The sequence below is a fragment of the Streptomyces sp. NBC_00386 genome (genome assembly GCF_036063235.1).
Taxonomy (GTDB): Bacteria; Actinomycetota; Actinomycetes; order Streptomycetales; family Streptomycetaceae; genus Streptomyces.
In genome coordinates this window covers 9,925,035-9,948,393 of sequence record NZ_CP107950.1, presented here as the reverse complement: position 1 = coordinate 9,948,393, position 23,359 = coordinate 9,925,035, and the positions used below count along the sequence as shown (strand labels likewise).

Annotated in this window: 18 protein-coding genes; 8 read left to right on the top strand and 10 right to left on the bottom strand. The window is 73.3% G+C overall.

What is annotated here, in order from left to right; all coding sequences use genetic code 11:
• Window positions 1–5: 5 nt before the first annotated feature.
• From OG780_RS43565 to OG780_RS43555, 3 genes are all read left to right on the top strand, one after another.
• Window positions 6–968, top strand: a complete 963-nt coding sequence (locus OG780_RS43565; protein WP_328443635.1) for an ATP-binding cassette domain-containing protein — start codon at window positions 6–8, stop codon at window positions 966–968.
• A complete protein-coding gene (locus tag OG780_RS43560) occupies window positions 965–1,741 on the top strand; it encodes an ABC transporter permease (protein WP_328443637.1) in 777 nt (258 codons plus the stop codon). The genes OG780_RS43565 and OG780_RS43560 overlap by 4 nt, the downstream gene beginning before the upstream one ends.
• 341 nt (window positions 1,742–2,082) lie before the next feature.
• On the top strand, window positions 2,083–2,862 hold the full coding sequence (locus tag OG780_RS43555; RefSeq protein ID WP_328443639.1) for an LmbU family transcriptional regulator: 780 nt from the start codon (window positions 2,083–2,085) through the stop codon (window positions 2,860–2,862).
• 28 nt (window positions 2,863–2,890) lie between these two features.
• Here OG780_RS43555 and OG780_RS43550 read toward each other — a convergent pair whose 3' ends face one another.
• Complete coding sequence (locus OG780_RS43550) at window positions 2,891–3,535, bottom strand: FMN-binding negative transcriptional regulator (RefSeq protein WP_328443641.1); 645 nt, start codon at window positions 3,533–3,535, stop codon at window positions 2,891–2,893.
• A gap of 450 nt (window positions 3,536–3,985) precedes the next feature.
• Between OG780_RS43550 and OG780_RS43545 the strand changes: the two genes are divergently transcribed.
• The 3 genes from OG780_RS43545 (at window position 3,986) to OG780_RS43535 (ending at window position 7,254) form a co-directional block, all read left to right on the top strand.
• Window positions 3,986–5,338: a lysine N(6)-hydroxylase/L-ornithine N(5)-oxygenase family protein gene (locus OG780_RS43545; protein WP_328443643.1), complete on the top strand. Its 1,353-nt coding sequence runs from the start codon at window positions 3,986–3,988 to the stop codon at window positions 5,336–5,338.
• A gap of 276 nt (window positions 5,339–5,614) precedes the next feature.
• Window positions 5,615–6,523 carry an acetylglutamate kinase gene (gene argB, locus OG780_RS43540; protein ID WP_328443645.1) on the top strand — a complete coding sequence of 303 codons (909 nt, stop codon included), beginning with the start codon at window positions 5,615–5,617 and terminating at the stop codon, window positions 6,521–6,523.
• Complete coding sequence (locus OG780_RS43535; protein WP_328443647.1) at window positions 6,520–7,254, top strand: hypothetical protein; 735 nt, start codon at window positions 6,520–6,522, stop codon at window positions 7,252–7,254. The genes argB and OG780_RS43535 overlap by 4 nt, the downstream gene beginning before the upstream one ends.
• Before the next feature lie 54 nt (window positions 7,255–7,308).
• On the opposite strand, the gene OG780_RS43530 is transcribed toward OG780_RS43535, so the two are convergent.
• The 5 genes from OG780_RS43530 to OG780_RS43510 all read right to left on the bottom strand — a co-directional run bounded on the left by OG780_RS43530 (window position 7,309) and on the right by OG780_RS43510 (window position 11,678).
• Window positions 7,309–8,262 carry an AfsR/SARP family transcriptional regulator gene (locus tag OG780_RS43530; RefSeq protein WP_328443649.1) on the bottom strand — a complete coding sequence of 318 codons (954 nt, stop codon included), beginning with the start codon at window positions 8,260–8,262 and terminating at the stop codon, window positions 7,309–7,311.
• A complete protein-coding gene (locus tag OG780_RS43525; RefSeq protein ID WP_328443651.1) occupies window positions 8,259–9,014 on the bottom strand; it encodes a thioesterase II family protein in 756 nt (251 codons plus the stop codon). The genes OG780_RS43530 and OG780_RS43525 overlap by 4 nt, the downstream gene beginning before the upstream one ends.
• A gap of 303 nt (window positions 9,015–9,317) precedes the next feature.
• A complete protein-coding gene (locus OG780_RS43520; protein WP_328443653.1) occupies window positions 9,318–9,785 on the bottom strand; it encodes a nuclear transport factor 2 family protein in 468 nt (155 codons plus the stop codon).
• A gap of 156 nt (window positions 9,786–9,941) precedes the next feature.
• On the bottom strand, window positions 9,942–10,088 hold the full coding sequence (locus OG780_RS43515) for a hypothetical protein (protein ID WP_328443655.1): 147 nt from the start codon (window positions 10,086–10,088) through the stop codon (window positions 9,942–9,944).
• A gap of 336 nt (window positions 10,089–10,424) precedes the next feature.
• Window positions 10,425–11,678, bottom strand: coding sequence for an aminotransferase class V-fold PLP-dependent enzyme (locus OG780_RS43510; protein WP_328443657.1), 1,254 nt, complete (start codon window positions 11,676–11,678; stop codon window positions 10,425–10,427).
• A 401-nt stretch (window positions 11,679–12,079) separates the two neighbouring features.
• On the opposite strand from OG780_RS43510, the gene OG780_RS43505 reads away from it, so the two are divergent.
• Both OG780_RS43505 and OG780_RS43500 read left to right on the top strand, forming a co-directional pair.
• Window positions 12,080–12,460: a hypothetical protein gene (locus tag OG780_RS43505; RefSeq protein WP_328443659.1), complete on the top strand. Its 381-nt coding sequence runs from the start codon at window positions 12,080–12,082 to the stop codon at window positions 12,458–12,460.
• A 301-nt stretch (window positions 12,461–12,761) separates the two neighbouring features.
• Window positions 12,762–17,486: an AMP-binding protein gene (locus tag OG780_RS43500; RefSeq protein ID WP_328443661.1), complete on the top strand. Its 4,725-nt coding sequence runs from the start codon at window positions 12,762–12,764 to the stop codon at window positions 17,484–17,486.
• 22 nt (window positions 17,487–17,508) lie between these two features.
• On the opposite strand, the gene OG780_RS43495 is transcribed toward OG780_RS43500, so the two are convergent.
• The 4 genes from OG780_RS43495 to OG780_RS43480 all read right to left on the bottom strand — a co-directional run bounded on the left by OG780_RS43495 (window position 17,509) and on the right by OG780_RS43480 (window position 23,265).
• Window positions 17,509–18,744 carry a helix-turn-helix domain-containing protein gene (locus OG780_RS43495; protein ID WP_328443662.1) on the bottom strand — a complete coding sequence of 412 codons (1,236 nt, stop codon included), beginning with the start codon at window positions 18,742–18,744 and terminating at the stop codon, window positions 17,509–17,511.
• A gap of 499 nt (window positions 18,745–19,243) precedes the next feature.
• The gene (locus OG780_RS43490; RefSeq protein ID WP_328443664.1) at window positions 19,244–21,334 is read right to left on the bottom strand and encodes a condensation domain-containing protein; all 2,091 of its coding nucleotides are present in this window, start codon (window positions 21,332–21,334) and stop codon (window positions 19,244–19,246) included.
• Between the two features lie 435 nt (window positions 21,335–21,769).
• Window positions 21,770–22,129 (bottom strand): hypothetical protein, encoded by a 360-nt coding sequence (locus OG780_RS43485; protein WP_328443666.1) that lies wholly within the window; start codon window positions 22,127–22,129, stop codon window positions 21,770–21,772.
• A 314-nt stretch (window positions 22,130–22,443) separates the two neighbouring features.
• Window positions 22,444–23,265 (bottom strand): AfsR/SARP family transcriptional regulator, encoded by an 822-nt coding sequence (locus OG780_RS43480; RefSeq protein ID WP_328443668.1) that lies wholly within the window; start codon window positions 23,263–23,265, stop codon window positions 22,444–22,446.
• Between the last annotated feature and the right edge of the window lie 94 nt (window positions 23,266–23,359).

The following is a 23,359-nucleotide window of genomic DNA, read 5'->3' as shown; positions in this document are numbered from 1 at the left end:
CCCTCATGAGCACTGTGGCCATCGCGGCGAACGGGCTGCGCAAGTCCTACGGCGACAAGACCGTTCTCGACGGCATCGATCTGACCGTCCCGCAAGGAACGGTCTTCTCCCTGCTCGGCCCGAACGGCGCCGGCAAGACCACCGCCGTCAAGATCCTCTCCACGCTGATCTCCCCCGACCCCGGCTCCGGCCCGATCCACGTCGGCGGCCACGACCTCGCCACCCAGGCACAGGCGGCACGTGCCGCGATCGGGGTCACCGGCCAGTTCTCCGCCGTCGACGGCCTGATCACCGGCGAGGAGAACATGCTCCTCATGGCGGACCTGCACCACCTGCCCAAGAGTGAGGGCCGGCGCGTCAGTGCCGAACTCCTGGAGCGCTTCGACCTCATCGAGGCCGCGAGGAAGCCCGCCTCCACCTACTCCGGCGGCATGAAGCGTCGCCTGGACATCGCCATGACCCTGGTCGGCAGCCCCCGCATCATCTTCCTCGACGAACCGACCACCGGCCTGGACCCCCGCTCCCGCCACACCATGTGGGGCATAATCCGCGAACTCGTCGCCGACGGCGTCACCGTCTTCCTCACCACCCAGTACCTGGAGGAGGCCGACCAGCTCGCCGACCGCATCGCCGTGCTGAACAACGGAAAGATCGCAGCCGAGGGCACCGCGGAGGAGCTCAAGCGGCTGATCCCGGGCGGACACGTCCGGCTGCGCTTCACCGACCCGGCCGCCTACCGGTCCGCCGCCGCCACGCTGGGAGACGTATCCCGTGACGACGAGGCACTGGCCCTGCACCTGCCCAGCGACGGCAGCCAGCGTGAACTGCGCGCCGTCCTCGACCGCCTGGACGCGGCCGGCGTCGAGGCCGACGAACTGACCGTGCACACCCCCGACCTCGACGACGTCTTCTTCGCCCTCACCGACAGCGGCAAGCTGCCCAACCAGCCCAAGGAGACCCTGCGATGAGTTCCTTCTCCCTCGCCGTGCGCGACTCGTCCACGATGCTGCGCCGCAACCTGCTGCACGCCCGCCGCTACCCCTCGCTCACCCTGAACCTGCTGCTCACCCCCGTGATGCTCCTGCTGCTGTTCGTCTACATCTTCGGCAACGCGATGAGCGGCGGCGCGGGCCGCTCCGCCTACATCGCCTACATCGTGCCCGGCATCCTGCTGATGACGATCGGCTCCACGGTGATCGGCACCGCGGTGTCCGTCTCCACCGACATGAGCGAGGGCATCATCGCCCGCTTCCGCACCATGGCCATCCACAGGGGCTCCATCCTCATCGGGCATGTGATCGGCAGCGTCCTGCAGTCGGTGATGAGCGTGGTCCTGGTCGCCGCCGTCGGCGTGGCCATCGGCTTCCGCTCCAGCGGCGCCGGCGTCCTGGAATGGCTGGCGGCGTTCGGCCTGATCGTCCTGTTCGCCCTGGCGCTCACCTGGATCGCGGTCGGCATGGGCCTGGTCAGCCCGACCGCGGAGGCCGCCAGCAACAACGCCATGCCGCTGATCCTGCTGCCGCTGCTGTCCAGCGCCTTCGTCCCGCTGCACTCCATGCCCGGCTGGTTCCAGCCGATCGCCCAGTACCAGCCCTTCACCCCCGCCATCGAGACGCTGCGCGGTCTCCTCCTGGGCACCGAGATCGGCAACAACGGGTGGATCGCCCTGGCCTGGTGCCTGGGCCTCGCGGTGCTCGGCTACTTCTGGTCGGCTTCGACGTTCGACAGGGACGCGAACTGACACCCCGCGCGGCGGGCGACGTCCGCACCCTCGTTCCGCCCAGGGCGGCGTACACCGGCACCGGGCCGGAGTACGCCGCCTCTTCCGTTCGGAAAACACCCGTCCACCGCCCCCCTTGCCGGTCTTCTTTCCGGTCTTCCGATCTTCCGGTCTTCCGGCGTTCGTGCGGCCGATCCGCGACCGCCGCATTTCCCGGCGAGATTGCCGCATTTCCCGGTGAGAAAGGCGGGCACTATTCGGCAAAAAAGGTTCGATGTGCAACCGTTCGAGTGCCGCTCCGGTGCCACCCCAGGCTGTCCTGCGACGCTTATCGACGGTTATATGCACCGTTCTCAGGAGGCATGATGGCGCATCAGGCCGGTCAGACCGCGGGGCCGCACGGCGGCACCGCGACCACCGCCTCGCAGGTGACGCCGCGGCAGGCACGCGCCACGGCGTCCGCGCCGCGCCGGGTGCCGGTGCTGACGACCAAGGTGGGCCTGCAGATGCCCGCCAAGATGGCCTACGACGAGTGGGAGCGGGCCGGCCGGCAGCTCGCCGACGTCGTCGACTCCTCCTCCTGGTGGCTGGGCGACTGGATGGTGTACGGCAAGGACCACTACACCGACCGCTACCAGCGCGGGATACGCGCCGCCAACCTGTCGTACCAGACTCTGCGCAACTACGCGTGGGTCTCACGGCGTTTCGACCTCGGCCGGCGCCGCCCCGCCCTGAGCTTCCAGCACCACGCCGAACTGGCCTCCATGCCGGTCACGGACCAGGAGCTCTGGCTCGACCGCGCCGAACAGCGGCAGTGGACCACCAAGCAGCTGCGCGGCGCCCTGCGCGCCGCACGCCAGGGCGATCAGCAGCCGGCCGCTCCCGCCCGGCCGGGCCGCCGCCTGGAGGTTCCCGGCAGCCGTCTGGAGTGGTGGCACCAGGCCGCCCAGCAGCTGGGCATCGACTTCGAGCAGTGGGTGATGACCACGCTGGACAGCGCGGCCGCGACCGCCCTGGAGGCGCCCGGCACACCGGCGGAGCGCCCCGAGGCCGCCGGGCTCAAGGGCGTGCAGGACAGGGGCGTGCAGGACGTGAAGGGGCTCGCCGAGCAGCGGAGCCGGCCGGTGGCCATCAGCGCCTGAAGTCTTCGGCGCCGGGGCCACCGGCGTCTCACGGCAGCCGGTTCATCAGCCCGGCGACCTCGCGCTTGTAGGTGCACCCGCTCTGCCCGAACGACGCCTGTACCCGCTCGCGCACCTCGCCCGGCTGCTCCTGGCTGAGCTTGAACATGCCCGAGGCCCCCGTGACCGTGAACCGGAAGGCCCCGACGGCGGGCACGATCTGGCGGAAGTAGCCGAGCGACTCGGTCATGTCCCAGCCGTCGCCGAAGGCCCCCTCGAAGGCGCGCACGGTGGACTGCACCACGCCCAGCGTCTCCTCGGTCGAGTCGATCCTCTCCACCACGCCCCGGACGTGCACCGCGGTGAAGTTCCACGTCGGGGCGGCCGGAGTCTTCTCGTACACCGTGGGTGACACGTACGCGTGCGGGCCGGTGAACGTCAGCAGCAGCACGTCGCCTGACCGCAGCGCCGCCCAGTGCGGGTTGGCCCGGTTCATGTGCCCGAGCAGGGTGGTCCCCGTCAGCTCGCCGCCGGCGTGGCCGGACGCGTCGGGGTCGAAGATGACCGGCAGGTGCGTGGCGAAGGGACCGTCCTCGGGACTGCCGTTCGTCACCGCGAGAGCCAGCGGGTTGTCACGGATCAGATCCGCCATCCAGGAATTATTCGGCTCGCGATAAAAGCTGGGCACGAACATTCGCATTCTCCTTTTCGGAAATCGGCCTGTGTCGAGGATTCCCAGGACCGTACGGCCGTCCCGCCGACAGGACAATGCTTCCACATGCCGAGGGCCTGGAGAAGGCCTAAAGGGGTCTTCCAGCGGTCTTCGATTCCTCTTCGAGAAACGCTCGGGAAACACGCCGCTTTCCCCTTTTCCCCGCCCGCCCCCGAGTACGCGGTCCGCCCCCGGCGCCTTCGTCCTCTCGGCACCGCGGGCCGGCGGACAGCCTCCGTGTGGCGGGCTCCCGGCAATGGTCTTCCCGCCGCCGTACGGCGAACTCACCTCTCTCACCAGCGACTCCGCCACCACTCCAGCGTCACGAGACCAGACCTCAGGATCGAGTTGCCAACATCATGGCAAGGTTTTGCCAGGCCGGAAGGCGTTGTGGGCCACCGGTTGACTTCCAGACGCATCGGGAGCATTCACATGGAGACAACGGGCAGGCAGAGCGAAGAGGTCTACGACGTGGTCGGTATCGGGTTCGGCCCGTCCAACCTGTCGCTCGCAATCGCTCTGGAAGAACACGGGGCCAGCACTCCCCAGCATCCGGTCACAGCCCACTTCTTCGAGCGGCAGCCCGCCTTCGGCTGGCACCGGAACATGCTGCTGCCGTCGACGACCATGCAGATCTCGTTCCTCAAGGACCTGGCGACGTACAGGAATCCGCTGTCGCGCTACAGCTTCGTCTCCTACCTGCACGCCTCGAACCGGCTGGTGCAGTTCGTGAACAACCAGGATTTCTTCCCCACCCGCCAGGAGTTCCACCAGTACCTGGAGTGGGCGGCCGCCGATCTGAGCGACCGGGTCACCTACGGCGCCGAGGTCACCTCGATCCGGTCCGTCCCCGAGGCCGGAGCACCGGCCTGCGACCTCCTGGAGATCGAGGTGCGCAGCGGCGACGGCACCACCCGGGTGGTCGCCGCACGCAACGTGGTCATCTCCACCGGCCTGGTGCCGCGCCTGCCGGACAACGTGACGTCCGACGAACGGGTGTGGCACAGCTCGGAGTTCCTCAGCCGGTTCGACGCGCAGGACCCGAGGGACCTCAAGAGCGTGGCGGTGGTCGGCGCCGGCCAGAGCGCGGCCGAGATCACCCGGTTCTTCCACGACGAACTGCCGCACGCCCAGGTCTCCGCGGTCGTACCCTCCTACGGCTACGCCATCGCCGACGACACGCCCTTCGCCAACCAGGTGTTCGACCCCGGCGCGGTCGACGACCACTACTTCGGCACCGAGCAGGCACGGGACGCCTTCTGGCGCTACCACCGCAACACCAACTACTCGGTGGTCGACTCCGACGTCATCCGGGACCTGTACCGGCGTTCCTACGACGAGCGGGTGCGCGACAGCCGGCGCCTGCACTTTCGCAACCTCACCCGGGTCACCGACGTCAAGCGCGCCGGGAGCGAGACACGGGTGAGCCTGCGCTCGCTGCTCGACGACCGGACGGAGGAACTCGCCGTCGACGCCCTGGTGTTCGCCACCGGCTACGACGGTCTGGACCCCGCCCGCCTGCTCGGCGACTTCGACCGGCACTTCCTGCGCGACACGGCGGGCCGGCACCAGGTGGAACGCGACTACCGCCTCGTCAGCGCGTCAGGGCTGACCAGCGGGGTCTACCTCCAGGGCGGCACCGAGCACACCCACGGCCTGTCCTCGGCCCTGCTGTCGAACATCGCGGTGCGCAGCGGCGAGATCGCCGATTCGATCGTGCTGCGGCGCACCGGGCAGGAGCTGAGCCGTACCGGCACCGCGCGGGCCGCGCGCTCGGCCGCCTGAAGCGGCAGGCCGAGCCACTGTCCCGTTGACAGGACGTGACCCCGCGGCAGGACACTCGAGAACCCGCGCGCGACGACCGCGGCGCCACCTCCTCGGGCCGGCCGGCGTTCACCGTCCCAAGAACCCGCAGCACAGCCAAGTCCTTTCATGCAGCTTTCCAGCGCATGTCCACCGGTCATGGGGTCCAGCCCGTGACCGGGGCCCCCACAGAAGGAGTCGTGACCCCATGAGCGCCAATTCCCCGGTCGGCGGGCTCGTTCGGCGGGCGAGGGTCTCATGACCGTCAGCGTGCACCAGGCCCAGGTCAAGGCCCGGTCCCTCGGCGACGCCCTGCCGTGGCTGGCCCGCCACCAGGGCCGCACGGTCGTCCTCAAACTGGGCGGACACGCCATGGTCGACGAGAACCTCACGGCGGCCTTCGCCCGCGACGTCGTCTTCCTGCGCTACGCCGGGCTGCGGCCCGTGGTGGTGCACGGAGGCGGCCCCCAGATCGACGCCGAGCTCGAACGGCGCGGCATGAAGCGCGAGTTCGCGGCGGGCCTGCGCGTCACCTCGCCGGCGGCGATGGACGTGGTGCGCATGGTCCTCGCCGGCCAGGTGCAGCGCGAGCTGGTCGGGCTGATCAACCGTCACGGCCCGCTCGCCGTCGGCATGACCGGCGAGGACGCCGACACCCTGACCGCGGTGCGGCACGTGCCGTGGATCGGCGGGGCGCCCGTCGACGTCGGCAGGGTCGGCGACATCACCGGCGTGGACACCACCACCCTGGACGGCCTGCTGGCCGGCGGCCGGATCCCGGTGGTCTCGCCGCTCGCCCGCAGCGCCGAGGACGGCCTGGTCTACAACGTCAACGCCGACACCGTGGCGGCGGCGCTGGCGACCGCGCTGCGGGCCGAGACACTGGTCATGCTGACGGACGTGGCGGGGCTGTGCGCGGGCTGGCCGCACAGTGCCGAGGTCATCCCGCGGCTGACGGCCGGCGAACTGGAGAAACTCCTGCCGGAGCTGAGCGAGGGCATGGTGCCCAAGATGGCCGGCTGCCTGAAGGCCGTACGGGGCGGGGTGGGCGCGGCCCGGGTGATCGACGGGCGGATCCCGCACTCGGTCCTGCTGGAGATGTTCACCGACGACGGGATCGGGACGGTGATCGTGCCGGACCCGGACGAGGAGGAGGTCCTGCCATGAACGAGCAGTGGCAACAGCGACAGCAACCGCACGCCGACGGGCCGGCCGGCACCCCTTGGCAGCCGGCGCACTCCGGGCGCGCCCCGCAACCGGCGGTCCTCGTCCACGAGTTGGTCACCGTGGCCAAGGCGGACGGGGACCAGGCCCGGCAGTGCGCGCGCCGGCTCGCCGCCTGCCTGCCGCCCGAGGCCAGGTCCGTCCTGCTGGACGCCCTGACCGAGGCGGAACCCTGGCACGACGACGATGACGTCGGCGGGTACGCAACCGGTGGCGAGCTCTCCTTCGACGGGCCCGAGTACACGGCGCCACCGGCCCGTTCCGCCCTGAGCCTCCTGCCGGCCTACCGGGCGCCCGGGCCGGACCGGCCGGCCGCCGACCCCGGGTCCGGGTCCGGGTCCGGCGACGGCGAGCCCGGTGACGGCGACCGCGAGCCTGGCGAGGGTGAGCCCGGTGACGGCGGGTTGTGGCCCGAGCCCCTCGACGAGCCGCCCGCCGCCGTCATCCGCCTGCGGTTCGCCGACGCGATCGCGCTGGAGCGTGCCGGCGCCTGCTTCGGCGGCGCGTGGAGCGACCCCGAGACACGCACCCTCCAGGTCCCCGCGGACGCCGGCGTCCAGACGCTGCGCTCCGTGCTCGCGGTCCTCGACGCGGCAGCGCTCACGCCCGAGTCGCTCACCGTGCACACCAGCGAACTCGACGACGTCTTCGCCGCGTTCACCGGACTGCTCTGACCCCCTGGGGGAATCGCTGCCGGCCCGGAGCACCGGGCGGCGCCGGCCGCGGTGTCAGCGGCCCGCGTCCTGTTCCTGGATTCTGCGCATCAAGTCCGCCTGTTCCCTGACCAGTTGGTCGATCCGGGCCTGGAGGCGCGCGGCCTCCGTGGCCAGGTCCGGATGGTGCGGACGCGAGGGGGTCAGGGTGGGGCAGTGGTTGAGGATCGCCTCCAGGCGGCACCGCAGCGCGGGGCCCGGTTCCACGCCGAGCGCGCCGACCAGACGGCGGCGCGCGCGTTCGTAGACGCCGAGGGCCTCCGACTGCCGGCCGCACCGGTACAGGGCGACCATCAGCAGGTCGTAGGGGCGCTCGCGCAGCGGGTGGGCGGTGGTGAGGCGTTCCAGGTCGCCGACGATCTCGGTGTGTCTGCCGCAGTTCAGGCTCGCCTCGTACAGGGCTTCCAGGGTGGTCAGGCGCTGCTCCTCCAGGCGGTCCGCCTCGGCCGTGCACAGGGGGCCGTGCGAGCTGTCCTGCAGGGCCGCGCCCTGCCACAGCGCGAGTGCCTGGCCGAGGAGTCGGGTCGCGTGCCGGGGGTCCTGGGGGGCGGCCGCCCGGCCCTGGCCGGACAGGCGGGTGAAGCGGGCCACGTCGGTCGAGGCCCTGCCCAGGCTCAGCAGGTATCCGGTGGGCAGGGTGCTGATCCACTCGTGGCCCGGGGCGGGCAGCAGCCGGCGCAGCCGGGCGACGTGGGTGTGCAGGGCGCTCGGCGCGTTGGCGGGGGGCCGGTCGCCCCACAGCTCCTCCACCAGGCGGTCCACGGAGAGCTGTTCGCCCGCGTGGACGACCAGCGTGGCGAGCAGGGCCCGCTGTTTGGGGCCGGAGGGCGTGATGCCCGTCCCGGTCTGCCGGTCGTACACGGCCACGGGGCCGAGCAGCCGGAACTCGGTCGCCTCGGTCGTCCTGGCCGTCGTCTTGGCCGTCTCGGTGCGGGCCGGGGCCGGTGCGGCGAGGCCGTGGAGGGTCATCGCGGCGTCGCGGAGGGGGCGCGGGTGGTCAGCAGGGCGCGGCGCACGTCGTCCTGGATCTGCCGGGCGACCTCGGGGAGGTGGTCCTGGAAGTAGAAGTGGCCGCCGTCGAACAGGTGTTGGCCAAGGAAGTGCTCGCTGGTCTCGGCCCAGCCGTCCAGGCGGTGCGGCGGCGCCACCTGGTCCCGGGTGCCGCCGAACACCGAGAGGGGCACCGGCAGCGGCGCGGTCAGGGGCGGGGTGCGCCAGGTCTCGCTCATGCGCAGGTCGGCGCGGATGGTCGGCTCGAACAGCTCCCACAGTTCGTCGTGGTCCATGACCTCGGAGGGTGTGCCGCCCATCGTCGCCAGCTCGTGACGCAGTTCGGCGTCGGTCAGCAGGTGCCGGCGCACCGGGTCGCCGTCGGGGTGCAGTGTGCCGCGTGCGGAGATGCCGAGCCACAGGGGCGGTGTGCGGCCCGTGTCCAGGAGGCGGCGGGTCAGTTCGTAGGCGACGAGTCCGCCCATGCTGTGTCCGAAGAAGGCGTAGTGGCCCGTCAGTCGGGTGTCCAGCTCGTGCAGGAAGTGGTCGAGCAGGGCGCCCGCGTCGCTCAGTGCGGGGCGCCGGTCGCGGGGGCCGCGGCCCGGTGCGTCGGGGATCTGCACGTCCCAGTGGGCGGGGAAGCCGGAGGACCAGCCGCGGTACGCCAGATGCGAACCGCCGGAGTGGTGGAACACGAACAGGCGCATCTTCGGTTCTTCCGCCTTGTGCATGGGGCACTCCCTTACGAGACGCTCCGGCGTCCGGTCCTGCGACCCGGGGGCCCGGACCAGGGAATGCCGACGATAGCGGCGTGTGGCCCGTGGCGGCCGCCGTCATGAGCGGACCTCGAACCGCTCTCGAGTCCTCCTGGACCGATCCCTTGCACGTCGACGCGCCCGTCCTTATCGAGGACGGCGGGCGGGCGCGGACGGGGAGGGGATGTACCTGCCCGACTCCAGGCGGCCTTCGGCCTCACGTCCCTTTGGCCGTAGGGAACTTCGAGCTCGGCTGCAGTGGTGTTCGCCGGCCCCGGTTCAGGCCAGGTCGTCGCGGGTCACCCGGCGGTGCGCGATGCGCCACTCGCCCCGGGAGCGGACCAGGACGTCCTGCATGACGCAGACGTACAGCACCTTGCCCTTGGGGCCGTCCTGGTTCGGCGTGACGTACACCAGGGCCGAGCAGCGGGTGTGCAGCGACCCGTCCGTCTGCGGCTGCACGTCGAGCATGCCGACCCAGTGGTCGAGGCGGCTGCCGGCCCGCCGCTGCCGGGCGGCGCCGGTGCGCACATAGCGGTCCAGCGCGGTGCGCGCCCGTACCGGCTCGGGCAGCGACAGCGGGTGCAAAAGGGCGTCCTCGGTGAAGGTCTCGGCCCAGCGCTGGGTGTCGTGCGCGTCCAGGAGCCGCATCTGGTGCGCGTAGAACCGCTGCGCCTGTGCGTACAGGGTGGCGAACTCCGGGCCGGGCAGGGCGTGTTCGGCGGTGCCCACAAGCTCGACGGTCATGGTCTCAAGCCTCCGCTCGTGTCCGCTGTTCGGGCCGCCGTCTGCGGTTGGGGTGTGGGCTCGGGGGCTGCTGCCGTTTGGGGGGCAGTGCCGGGAGGCTGCGGCGGGCGGCCGCCTGCCGTGCTGCTCAGGCCTCGTCGATCTGGCTGAGGACGGTCATGGGGCGTCGGCGGCCTCCTCGTCGGTGTTGAGGACCGCGGCCTTCCCCGGGTCGAGGACGCCCTCGCCCGCCGGGCGGGACGCGGCCGGCGAAGCGACGGCGTCGGTCTCGTCGAGGGACGGGAAAACGTCGCGCAGAGCCATCCGAAACCTCCTTCGGGGCCGCTGCCGTTCAGTGACCGCACCTGGAGGGAACACGACCGGACTCGGGATGCGCCTGGAGACTGCTCGCACCTTGCTCGAACATCGGGCCACGGCCGCCTGAACTACGACGAGGCCCGGGAGTCCTCCTGCCGGGCCTGGTGCGGCGGCTCGGCCGGCGGCCGCCCTGGATGTTCCCGCCGGCGGACGGCACGGCACGGCACGGCGAGGTCGCCCCGCACCGGGTGGTGCGTGTGCCCGAGGCCGGCGGCGGGTGCGGACGCCGAAGGGCGCTCGCGTCCGCCGCCGGCCGGCCCGGCCGGCCGGTGTGCGTGCCGCTCACGCGCCGGGCCGGAGCGGGCCGGTGTCCGGCGGCCGGCCCGTCACCAGGGTCAGGTGCCTGCGGCCTGCCGCCCGCGCGCGCGGGATCCCGGCCGCGGCCGGCCGGGACACCACCGTGTGCGGTGCCGGTGCGGGCGGCTGCGGGTGCCGGGCGGGCGCGGGGAGCGGGCGCGTCCCGGTCACGGCGTCCTTGAGGGCGTCGGCGAACACCTCGATGTCCTTCGCCGAGTTGTCGTGGTGGACGGATGCGCGTACGGCCGTGACGACACCCCGCTTCGGCAGGTACAGCGGGACCTCCTCGGCGACCGTCTTCCACACGACCACGCCGCGGTCCGCGAGCCGGCGGCGCACCAGTGCGGCCGGCACGTCCTCGTGCCGGAAGGTGACGATGCCGCTCTGGAGGCGTCCGGGGGCGATCAGTTCGGTGCCGGCCGTGTCCTCGACGGCGGCGCGCAGGCCGGGAGCGAGGTCGGTGCGCGCGGACACGGCCGCGTTCAGGACCAGGGCCTCGTTCAGCGCGGCGGCCGCGGCGCCGTGCGGCGGCAGAAGCGGCAGGCCGCCGTGCGGGGCCAGGGCCTCACGCAACCGCGGTGCCACGCCGGCGAATCCGGCCGCGTACGGGCCGCGCAGGAACCTCCAGCCGTCCCCGGTCAGCAGGTGGCAGCCGATGCGGGCGACGTCCACGGGCAGTTGCCCTGCCGCGTACGAGGCGTCGACGGCGTACAGGCACCGGTGCGGGGCGAGGATGCGCCCGATGTCCTCGACGGGATGGACGATGCCGCAGCCCGAGGGCACGTAGGGGACGCAGACCAGGGCGACGTCGTCGCCGATGTGCCGTGCCATCCACTCCAGGTCGAGGTCGCCGTCGGGACCCAGCGGTACGACCTCCAGCCGACAGCCGGTGCGCGCGCGCAGCGCGAAGACGGCGCTGAGGTTGGCGGCCGACTCGTAGGGAGTCGCCCAGACGCGGTCGCGCGGGCCCAGCGGCAGCCGGGACAGCACGGCGGCGAACGCGTCGGCGGCACCGGTGCACAGGAAGGTGTCCCCGGGCGGCGCGCCGAGCAGGGCGGCCAGGTGCTCGTGGATCTGCCGGTGCAGGACGTCCTCGAGACGTTCGTCCAGCTCGTAGGGCCCGTAGCGGTCCTCGAAACGCGTCCACTCGGTGAGGACCTCCCGTACGGCCGCGGGCATGCGTCCGGCACCGGCCGCATTGAGGTGGATCCTGCGGTCACCGTGGGATTTCTCGTTCACTTCAGGGGCCTCCCCCCACAGGTGAGGCAAATGATTGCCTACTTAATGGCAACACCTTGCCTTGAGTGTCGGAAGTTTGGCAACCTCGGGCAGCAGCGGCTCAGGTGCGGCTCTAGTGCGGGGTCGACGGCGGGGATCCCGGCCGCGTCCAGCCCGGTTCTCCAGGAATTGCCAAGCGTTGCCAGAGCATTTCCGGCTCTGCCAAGAATTCTCATTTCCGCAGCTCAAGGCGGCTTTTTCTAGGCAAATCCATGGCGCGGAACCGCCTCCTGAAGTGTTCCTGGCGTGCACCTTGAGTCCGAATCGACCCATTCCCGACCAATTTGCGAGCTTTGCTTGCCAATCTTCTTGGCAGAAGGTTGCCAAGCAACGAAAACGAAATTGACACCGAGGAGCCCGCCATGAACCGCATCGCCCGCATCGTCATCGCCGCCACCGCCCTGACCGCCTTCTCCGCCGCCGGCACCACCGCCGCGGACGCGATCGACTGGCCGACGACGGCGAAGACGGTCTCCGCGGTCCAGGCCGACGGCATCGACTGGCCGGTCGCCCCCGCCGCCCTCCAGACCGGCAACATCGACTGGCCCGTCGCCCCCGCCGCCCTCCAGACCGGCAACATCGACTGGCCCGTCGCCCCCGCCGCCCTCCAGACCGGCAACATCGACTGGCCCGTCGCCCCCGCCGCCCTCCAGACCGGCAACATCGACTGGCCCGTCGCCCCCGCCGCCCTCCAGACCGGCAACATCGACTGGCCCGTCGCCCCCGCCGTCGCCAGCGTCTGATCCGCGTCCGGGCATCCGTGCCCGCCCCGTGACGCCCCCGCAGGCAGCCATGCCGCGCGGGGGCTTCGGCGTTTTCGGGGCGACGTCGTCGCGTGCGGGACCCCCGGGTGATCACCGGGTACTCCCCCGGCTCCGGGCGCCTTGGCAACCTCGCACCCCCGGCCCTGGCGGCAACGCCCCTCGCCACCAGCGACTCCAGTGCCGCTCTACCACTTCAGGACGCCACCTCAGGTCGCACTTGCCAATATTCAGGCAACGTTTTGCCAAGCCGGAAGGCGCTGTCACAAGGGAGCGGGTACCGATGTCCATCTCCGACCTCATCGAGCAGCAGGTCCAGGAGCGTCCCGACGCGGTCGCGGTGCGCCGTCCCGGGCAGGACGACGGCCCCGGCGGCCGCCTCACCTACCGGGAGCTGGGCCGCGCGGCCAACCGTCTCGCCGCCCATCTGCGGGCCCGCGGCATCGGCCGCGGCGACCGGGTGGCGACCTCGCTGCGGCCGGGCCCGGAGACGGTGACGGCGTTCCTCGGGATCGTGCGGGCCGGAGCGGTCTGTGTCCCCCTCGACCCCGCCGACCGTGCGCAGCGGCGGCGGCTGATCGTGCGCGACAGTGCGGCTGTCGCGGTGCTGACCGAAAGCGCGGGCGCCGCGGAGTACGCGGGTCTGGACACGGTGGTCCTCGCGCTGGACGCCGAGGCGCCCGAGATCGCCCGGCGCTGCGACGCTCTGCCCGAGCAGAGAACCGGCCCGGACGACGCCCTGTGTGTCTGCTACCCCTCCGCCACCACCGGTGCCGTCGAGGGGGTCGTCGTACCGCAGCGCGCGGTGCTGGACCTCGTACGCTCCGCCGGCCCTGTGCGGCCGGGCCCTGACGGCGCGGGGCCGGCCTTCGACGCGGTCGCCTTCGCGGTGTGGACCGTCCTGACGTCGGGTGCCGGGCCGGACGGCCGGACGGACGGGGACGGCGGTGGGCGGGAGGCGGCCGGGCAGGTGCAGGACCGGGTCGAGCTGTGCGGCCGGAGCTTCGGGCTCGGTGAGGTCGAGTCGGTGCTGAGCGCGCACCCGGCGGTGTCCGCCGCCGCGGTGTCCCTGCACGAGGGCGCGGACGGCGGCAGGCGGCTGGTGGCGCATGTGGTGCCGGCCGTCGTGGTTCCGGCGGCCGCCGAGGAGGACGCGCAGACCGCCCGGTGGAAGGAGATCCACGAAGCGCTCCACGCCGGTGCCACGGCCCGTGGGCCGGGTGACGACTTCACCGGCTGGAACAGCAGTTACGACGCCCTGCCGATCCCGCCGGAGGAGCTGCGGGAGTGGCAGTACGCCACCCTCGACCGGATCCGGGAGCTGCCGCGCCGCAGGGTTTTGGAGATCGGTGTGGGCACCGGGCTGCTGCTGGCCGACCTGGCCCGCGACGAGGAGGTCCACGAGTACTGGGCCACCGACTTCTCCCCCGCCGCCGTCGCCGCGCTCACCGCGGGGGTGGAGGCGGACCCGTTGCTGAAGGACAAGGTGCGGCTGGACTGCCGCGGTGCCGAGGACACCGGCGGGCTGCCCGCCGGCCACTTCGACCTGATCGTCGTCAACTCGGTGATCCAGTACTTCCCGGGCCTGGCCCGTCTGCGTACCGTCGTCGAGCGGGTACTGGCGCTGCTCGCCCCGGGCGGCTCGCTCCTTCTCGGCGATGTGCGCAGCCTCGACCTCGCCCGCTGTCTGCAGACCGGGATCGCGCTGGCCCGGCCGGGCGCCGCCGAGGGCGACCGGGAGGCGCTGCGCCGTGCCATCGGCCGCCAGGTGGCCACGGAGAGCGAACTGCTCCTCTCCCCCGCCCTGTTCGGCGCGCTCGCCCGGGACCTGCCCGCCGTGCGCGCGGTCGACGTGCGCATCAAGCGGGGTGTGCACCACAACGAGCTGACCCGCTACCGCTACGACGTGGTGCTCTCCACCGCCGAGCCGGTCGCCGACCTGCGCGGTGCGCCCGTGGTGCGCTGGGGCGCGGATGTCGCCGGCGGGCTGGAGGCTGTGGACCGGGCGGCGGCGGCGCGTCCTGCCGTGCTGCGCCTGGCCGGGGTGCCCAACCGGCGGGTGCACGACGAGTACGCGGCGATGCGGTCCCTCTTCGATCCGCTGGAGAGCATCGATCTGGCGCCGCAGGACGCGCCCGCACCCGGCCCGGAGGCACTGTGCGAGAGGGCCGAGCGTCTGGGCTACCGGGCTCTGCCCACCTGGGGGGAGAGCCCCGAGCTCCTCGACATCGTCCTCCTCGATCCCGCGCGGGTGCCCGCGGGTGTGGTGACGGGCACCTGCGCGGCGCCCGGTGCCGGGGTGGAGGGCTGGGCCGGCACTCCGGCCGCCTTCGAGGACACCGTGGATCTGGAGGTGGTCCTGCGCGCCCATCTGCAGGAGCGGCTGCCGGAGCACATGGTGCCGTCCGCGCTGATGGTCCTGCAGGCCCTGCCGCTGGACGGGGCCGGTGCGGTGGACCGTGCGGCGCTGCCGGTGCCCGCCCCCGCGGCCGGCCGCGGGGGCACCCAGCCCGGCACGCCGGTCCAGGAGATCGTGCGTGATCTGTTCGCCGAGGTGGTGGGTCTGCCCCGGCACCGGGTGCAGGCCGAGTCCGACTTCTTCCGTATCGGCGGCCATTCCCTGGCGGCGGCCCGGCTGCTGTCCCGGGTCCGCGAGGTTCTGGGCGTCGACCCGGGCAGCCGGGCGCTGTACGAGGCGCCGACCCCGGCCGCGTTCGCCCTGCTTGTCGGCGACGCGCCGGCGGCGGTGACCGGGCCGGGCGACACGGCCGGCGACAGCCGCGCGTTCTCGCTGCGGCTGCGCGGTCCGCTGGACGGGCGTGCCCTGGAGGCGGCCCTGGAGGATCTGGGGCGGCGCCATGAGGCGCTGCGCAACTCCCGGCTGGGCTCGGCCGGTACCCGGCTGCGGGCGCTGGCCGCCGAGGACCATCTGCTGGAACTGGCCCTGCCCGCCGACTCGGTGGACCTGTGGTCGCATGTGCCGCTGGCCGCCGACCTGGCCCGGGCTTATGGGGCGCGGGCCGGCGGGGGCAGCCCGCACCGCCGTCCCGCCGGGCTGGACGCGGCGCCCCGCGCGGTCTTCGGCGACCGGCCGCCGGCCGTGCTGCCGGGCAGCGGGCCGCGGTCCGGGCCTGCCTCCTACGGCACCCTGGACAGGGGCCTGGACGCGGAACTGCACGCGCGGCTCACCCGGCTGGCCGCCGGGCAGGGCGCCACCTTGTTCATGGTGGTGCACGCCGCGCTGGTGGCGCTGCTCAGCCGGCTCGGCGCGCAGGACCCGGTCACCGTGGCCGCGCCCGTCCCGGCGCGGGACACGGCCGCGCTGCGCGAGGCGGTGGGCCCCTACGGGCGGGTGCTGGCGCTGACGGTCGACACCTGCGGGGATCCGGCCTTCACCGAGCTGCTGCGCCGGGTCCGCGAGCGGGACCTGGCCGCCTACCGGGACGGTGAGGCGGCGCTGGCGGCGCTGCCCGGCGGGGTCGCGCTGGCGGTGGTGCAGGAGTGCGTGGGCCGGTTCGAGGCGGGTGGGCTGTGTGTGCAGGCCGAGCAGTGCACGCCCGCGGTGCCGGCCGCGGACTGGGGGCTGACGCTGACGGAACGGCAGAGTCCTGCGGGCGAGGCGGCCGGTATCGCCGTCAGCGTCTCCTTTCGTCACGAGACGCTCGGCGAGAAGGCGGCGGCCGCCCTTGCCGACCAGCTCACCGCCGTCCTGTGTTCGGTCCTCGAGGCACCCGCCACGCGGCTGAGCCGGCTGCGGCTGCTGCCCGGAGCGGTGGCCGGGAGCGGGGTGTGGGCCGGTGCGCAGGTGCCGCTCGTGCGCCAGGACGTGGCGTCGCTGTTCGCGGCGCAGGTCGCGCGGGCTCCTGGGGCGCTCGCGCTGGAGGGCCTGGACTATGCCGAACTCGACGCCCGTTCCGACCTGTTGGCGCACGCCCTGATCGAGCACCGGGCCGGTCCCGGCAGCTGTGTGCTGACCGCGCTGTCCTCACCGGCGGGGTTCGCGGTGGCCGCGATGGCGGTGGTGAAGACCGGGGCCGCGCTGGTGCCGGTCGACCCGTCGCTGGACCTGGCCGAGTCGCTGCATCCGGTGGTGCTGCTGCTCGACGAGACCGCGGACCTGCTGCTGCCGGCCGTGCCCGGCGCGGCCCGGCTGGTGCGTGAGGACGTGGCCGGCCGGCAGGCGCCGGCCGGGCACTGGCCGGTGACGCAGGCCGACCGGACCCGGCCGTGGCGCGGCGGGGACCCGCTCCTGCTGCTGCCCGGTGAAGGCGGCACCGTCGCGGTGGGCGGTGAGGCCCTCACCGTCGCGGCGCGGGCCGACGCGGCCTGGCTGGTGCGCGGCTACCCGGACGGGGACGCGGCGATCGGGCTGCTGGGCGCTCTGGTGGGCGGGGCGCGGGTGCACGTCCCGGACGGTTCGCTGACCTGCGATGTGCCGCACGAGGTGCTGGGGTGGCTTGGCCGGCAGGGGGCGCGGGTGGTGCTGGGCGGCGCCGACGACGTGCTGAGCGCGCTGGTCTCGCTCGCCCGGACCGAGGGCGCGGAGCTGACCGTGAGCGGCGGCTGGGCCGAGGCCAGGCTGGTGGTCGAGCACACGCCGGGCGCCCCGGCCCGGCCCGCTCCCGGCCATCGCGCCTATCTCCTGGACGCGCGGCTGTGTCCGGTGGGCCCGGGCCGGACCGGATCCCTCTACATCGCGGGCGCGGGCGTGGCCCGCGGCTACACGGGGGCGGGCGCGGCGGGCGGTGAGCGGTTCTTGCCCGACCCGTTCGGCGGCCCGGAGGGCACCACCGCCCGGATGTGGCGTACCGGCCGGGCCGCCCGGCTGGACGAGTACGGCAATCTGCGGGTGCTGGACGGTGCGGCCCACGACGATCCGTTCGACGACGCGTCCGCCGCCTTCGTGGTGCTGGCCGACGCCACCGGCCACCGGGCCCTGTGGCCGGCGGCGGCCGCGGTGCCCCAGGGCTGGTACGAGGCGCGTGCGGAGGATCTGTACGAGCGGTGAGGGAGTCTTTCGGAGCGGGTGCTCAGGTCCCGGAGGGGGCCGGGCCGCTTTGTTCGGCGGGGCCCGCCAGGGATTCGGCGAGGATGCGCCAGATGTCCGCGGCCAGGTCGATGTTGGCGCCGGCCTGGGCCTGTTCGGCCAGGTCCCGCAGTCCCTGGATGCCGCTTGGGTCACCGGAGCGGATGCGCAGCTGGTTGCGCAGGATGTCCAGGCGTACCCGGTCGCGGTAGCTCATCCTCAGCTCCATCTCGGCGAGTTCGCCGAGCAGGGCGTGGACCTCGTCGTAGCGGGCGCGGAAGAAGGCGACGTCCGCCTTGAGCGCGAGCAGGTCCTGGCGCAGGCCGGGGGTGCCGACGAAGGCGAGTGCGGGTTCGGCGTCGGTGAGGCACCGCTCGGCGGCCTGGGCGTTCGGCGGCTGTTTTTGCAGGTACAGGCGGCTGGCCGTGAACCGCAGGCGCAGCCACAGAACGAGGTCGTCCTGGCTGCTGAACTTCTCCAGGGCCTCTTCCAGGTAGATCTGCGCGGCGGTGTGGTCGCCCTGGCGCAGGCGTACCACCGCGGCGGTCCACATGGACTCCGCCCACAGTGCGTCGCTGCGGCCCGCGACGAGTTCGACCAGTTCGTCGGCGTGGGCCCGCGCGTCGGGCATCCGGCCCGCTTCGGCCTCCACCGAGATCAGTGCCAGCAGCACCGCGGCGCGGTCCTCCGCGTCGAGGTCGTCCTCGCGGGCGAGGTGGTGGGCCGCGGTCGCGGCGTCGAGGGCGGCGGTGATCTCGCCCAGCGCGCGCAGGCAGCGGGCGAGGCGGGTCAGGCCGCGGACCCGCAGGGCGACCAGCCCGACCGCGTCGCCGAGGCGGACCAGTTCCTGCAGGTACTCCCGCTCTCCGGCGTGGTCGCCCTGGAGGCGCCGCTGCCCGGCGAGCTGCCACAGGGCCTGCCAGCGCAGCACCGGTGCCTCGTGTCCCTCGGCCGCCAGGGCTTCGCGCAGCGTTTCCATCGCCGTGCCGGAGCCGGTGGAGGAGACCAGCGACAGGGCGTGGGCCAGTGAGCCGCCGGCGGGTTCCTCGAAGTCGGCCGCGTCCAGGCCGAGCCGTTCGGCGAGGTGGGCGACGGCCCGTTCGGTGGGCTGGCGTGCGCCGGACTCCAGGCGGGAGAGGTATCCGGTGGACATGCCGTCACCGGCCAGGGCGGTCTGGGACAGCCCGCGGGCCTGTCGCAGTTTGCGGAGACGACGGCCGAACGCGGGCTGACGCAGCATGTGACCATTCCCTGGGACGGACGGGTGGGGGGTGGCCGGTGGGGCGGGGCGGGGCGTGCCACCCCGGTGCACCGGGGGCCGCAACGAGCCTAGGGGGCCGGGCAAGGGCGGGGCAATGTTTTGCCAGATGCCGTGCCTCGGAGTTCGTGCGAACCTCAGGGATTCGTCTGGCGTTCCTCGAGCGGTTCTTGAGCGGTTGCAGGCAATGTCTCAAGCGCCGGGGCCGGTACCTGCGCACCGGTCCGTCCTCGCTCACGGGAGCTGTCCTCGTCCGCGTCCACGGAGGGTCTGATGAAACACGCGGTTCCTGCCCGCCGCGCCGTCCGCATGGGCCCGGCCGGCCGGCCGGCGCCGATGCGTGACACGTCGTCCGACGACGACATCAACTGGCCCTAGAAGCGGTCTTCACCGTAGCGGTCTTCCCCCCCGTGGTGGTCTTTCCCTCGCGGTCTTTCCCCGTGGTGGTGCGGGCATGACGGGTGCAGGGGTGCGTGATGGCTCAGGGCCGGGCGGCTGACGCGCCGGCCCGCTGCAGGGCGCGTGCCAGGCTCCGGGGGCCGCCCGGGTGGTGGCCGGCGCCGCCGACCACGACCAGCGGTGTGCGCACTCCGGGTGCGGTGACCTGCCTGGCCAGTTCGCAGGCCAGAACGCCGGTGCCGGAGTACCCGCCGAGGACCAGCCGGCCCGCCGAGCGGGCGAGGCGGGTGAGGACGTCGGCCTGGGCGGCCTGCCGGCCGGCGGTGAGCCGCAGCGCGGTCAGGGCTTCGGGTCCCCGGTAGTGCCGTACCAGTTCGCGGTGCCCGGTGTGCGGGGCGCCCGGGACGTCGAGCAGGCACACGGTGGCCGCCGTGGGTGTTGACGCGCCGCGCAGCAGCACCAGGGGGGCGGTGTCCCAGGCGGCGGGGCCGTCCGGTACCGGGGGCGTGGCCGTCTTCGGCATCCAGGCCAGCACGTCGGCGACGGTGGTGGCCGCGCTCGCCGTGGCGGGCAGCAGACGCAGCAGGCGCACGGTGTGTGCCAGCAGGGTGCGGGCGGTGCCGGTGTCGATGAGGTCGCGGTCGTAGGCGCAGGTCAGGACGAGCGCGCGGTGGGTGTCGTGGCCGGCGCGCAGGCGCAGGGCGTATCCGGCGGGCGTTGCGGCTGCTTGCTGTTCCTCCAGGCGGATGCCGTGGGCGGCGAGTTCGTCGCCGTAGGCGGTTTCGGGGCGCGGGCCGCAGTCGAAGGCGAGCAGACCGCCGGCCCGCGTCGGCGCACCGGTGCCGGTGGCCGCTCTGCCGGCGGTGGCCCATTCGTAGGCGGACAGGTCCATCACCTGGTCGCGCAGGGTGCGCAGCAGCCGGGGCAGTCGCAGTGCCGGGTCGAGGGCGACGGTGAGGGGCAGCGCGTTCTCGAACGGGCCGGGGACGCCCTCGATGCCTTCCAGGAGCAGTCCGCGGCCGGGGAAGTCCAGGCCGAATTCGATGGTCGCGGGGGCGGGCGCGCTCTGGCGGGCGCGGTAGAGGAGCAGGGTCCACACGGCCTGGAGGACGCTGCTCTCCGCGACGCCCCAGCGTGCCGCCCAGTGGGCCAGGCGGGTGCTGCGGGCCGGGGACAGGGCGGCGCGCAGCACGCCGGTGCCGGTGCCAGTGCCGGTGCCGGTGCCGTTGTCCGTGGGCCGGGCGGGGCCGGGCGCAGGTGTGGGGGGCCGGTGGGCGGGGCCGCGCCAAAAATCGTGGGCGGGGCCGGGGTCCTGGGCGCCGAGCAGGCGGGCGCAGTCGCCGAGGTCGGGACGGCGCGGGCCGCCGGGCAGGGTCCCGCCGGCGAGGTAGGCGCGGCAGCACTCGCGCATCAGCAGCCGCACGCTCCAGCTGTCCAGCAGGGCACGGTGGTAGGTGACCAGGACGTCGGTGAAGGGTGCCGCCGCGTCGTGGGGGCCGCTGTCCAGCAGGGCCAGGCGTACCGCTGGTGGGCGTCGCAGGTCGAAGGCGCGGGCGCGTTCGCGGGCCGCCAGTGCCGTGCGCCGGATCACCGTGGTGCCCAGGTGGCGGACGATGTCGGTGATGGCGCGGTCGAAGACGACGGCGCGGGGCCGGGGGTCCCATACGAAGGCGGTGCGCAGCACGCTCTCCCGCTCGCCGACGGCGTGCCAGGCCGCTTCGAAGCGTGCGGTGTCCAGGGGGCCGTGCCAGCGCCAGAGGATCTGCTCGGCCTGGTGGCCGGGCCGGGCCAGGGCGTCGGCGAGCCGCTGCTGCTGCAGGGGGGTGAGCGGTTCGGTGCGCGGCAGCGTCCGGCAGGGCGGGCCCGCCGATCCGGCGGCCGGTCCGCCGTCGGGGCAGGGCTCGGGGGCGGCGGTGAGCAGGTCGGCGAGCAGGCCCACGGCGGCGGGCGCGGGGGCCGCCTCGGTGCCGGACAGTTCGACGGTGTGCAGGTCGGGCTGGTGCCGCAGCAGCCGGAATCCCCCGTGCCGGGCACCGGGGCGGATCTCCGCGACGCGGTGCAGGGCGCGGTGGAAAAAGGCGGTGTCCAGTGTCCCGTGCAGTTCCATGGTGTTGTGCTCACCTTGTTCGGGGTCGATCACCGCGCACACACCGGCGGGCCGGTCACCGTTCATCGCCTTCCCCTTTCCGGACACCCCCGTACGGAACGAGCAACTGCCCCCTGGGCTCGGGGGGGCGGCGTGCGGGCCCTGGCGGGCGGGCACGCGCCGGCAAGGCCGGAGCCCCGGTCTGTTCACGCTAGCTCCGGCGCGTGCGGGCCGTCCGTTTTCTCCAGCGGCCCCCGAACGGTCCTCGGTTCGGGCAGCACGCCGGGAGCAAGGACCGTTCGGGCAGGCGGGAGCCGGCCGGCGGCGCGCCCGGATGTCCTCGGCGGGCCGGATGCCCTGCTGTTCACCGGTGTCGGCCGTTTCGCCGACGGTGCCGCGGTCAACCCGCCCCGCAAGCCCCCGGCCCAGCCCCGGCCTGCCGCTTGCGGTGCCCGGGCAGCGGCCGGTGACGGCCCGAAGCCGCCCGCACGGCAGGCAGGCCGGTCCCTGTCCGGGACTGCGTCAGCTCGCCGGCGTGTTCGGCACGAGCAGGTCGTGGCACTGCTGGATCCGGCCCGCGGCATCGAAGCGGAGCTCCGCGGCCAGCGACCAGACCGCCCCTTCGGCACGGGCGGTGGCGCGCAGGGCGACGACGCCGTTGTCGGCGACGACGCTCTCGAGCGTGAGCCCCAGCCCGTCGGGCAGTGTGCGTCCGCCCGTTGCGGCGGCGCCCGCCCAGTGGCGGGTGAGACAGTTGACCTCGCCCCGGTTGCCCGCCGCGACCAGCGCGAGGACGAGTTCCCTGTTGCGCTCGCGCAAGCTGCGCGCGGCGAGGAGTTCATGCAGTGCCCCGCTGAGGGGCTCGGTCAGCGTCAGCGTCACGACGAGAGACCCTTCCTCGCGATCCGTCATGGGTACGGCCACAGGGCCGGCCCGTAGATCGTGGCCGTCCGTGCTGGAGCGGGGATGCAGGACGAGTGGACGATGCTCTCTGCCTGGGCACCTTCGCCGCACCGGGGGCCCTGCGGGCAACGCCGACCCGGCTGCAGGCGGCCGTCCGAGCCCTCTGAGTACCCGTACCAGAAATGCCGGACGGCCGGACCGGATGCCGGTCCGGCCGTCCGGCGACGGGCCGGTGGCCGTGCGGTGGGCCGGGGCGCAACGGCCGCCCGGCCGGGGCCGGGCGGCGTCGTTGCTCACGCCGCGAACAGGTCGAACGTCGAGCCGTGGCGCGGTCCCGCCAGCATGTCCAGCTGCGGGTCCACGGCCAGCATGGCCTGGTGCATGCGCTGCAGCTGCGGGGAGGGTTCCACACCCAGCTCGTCGATGAGCCGGATGCGCAGCCTGCGGTAGACCTCCAGCGCGGTGGCCTGCCGGCCCGAGCGGTACATCGCCACCATCACCTGGGAGTGCAGTCCCTCGTGGTGCGGGTGGCGGGCGGTCAGCTCGGTCAGCTCGGCGATCAGCTGCGCGTGGCGGCCGAGCCGCAGATCGGCGTCGATGCGCCGCTCGACGGTGACCAGCCGGCTCTCCTGCAGCCGCATCACCTCGATCTCCAGGACGGGACCGAGTTTCACGTCGACCAGGGGTGCGCCGGTCCACAGGTCCAGTGCCGCGCAGAACCGCGCTGCGGACACCTCGTCGTCGCCTTCCACGAACGCCGACTGTCCCTGCCGGATCAGTTCCTCGTAGGCGTGCACGTCGACACAGCTCTTGTCGATCTGGAGCAGGTATCCGCCGTGCCGTGTGGCCAAAACGTCCTTCGCGCCGGACGGTGCGCCCGGGCCCATGGCCGTGCCGAGCCGCCTGCGCAGTTGGAGTATGTATGTCTGAAGGGTCGTCAGTGCGCTCGCCGGAGGCTCGGTTCCCCAGAGTTCCTCCATGAGCGTGGGAACAGGCATGACCCGTCCCGGATAGAGCGCCAGCAGCGACAGGATCTGTCGCGGCTTGCCCGCCGTCGGAACGATGGATCCCCCGTTGACCTCGGCACTCAACGGACCCAGAACCTGAATCTCCATGGTGGCCTCCCCACCTCGTCGAGTTCCCTGTCCAGTTCCTTGTGTGGCCGGAAATCTCCGCCGCTAGGCACGCTAGCCGTGTCCGTGCCCCCCG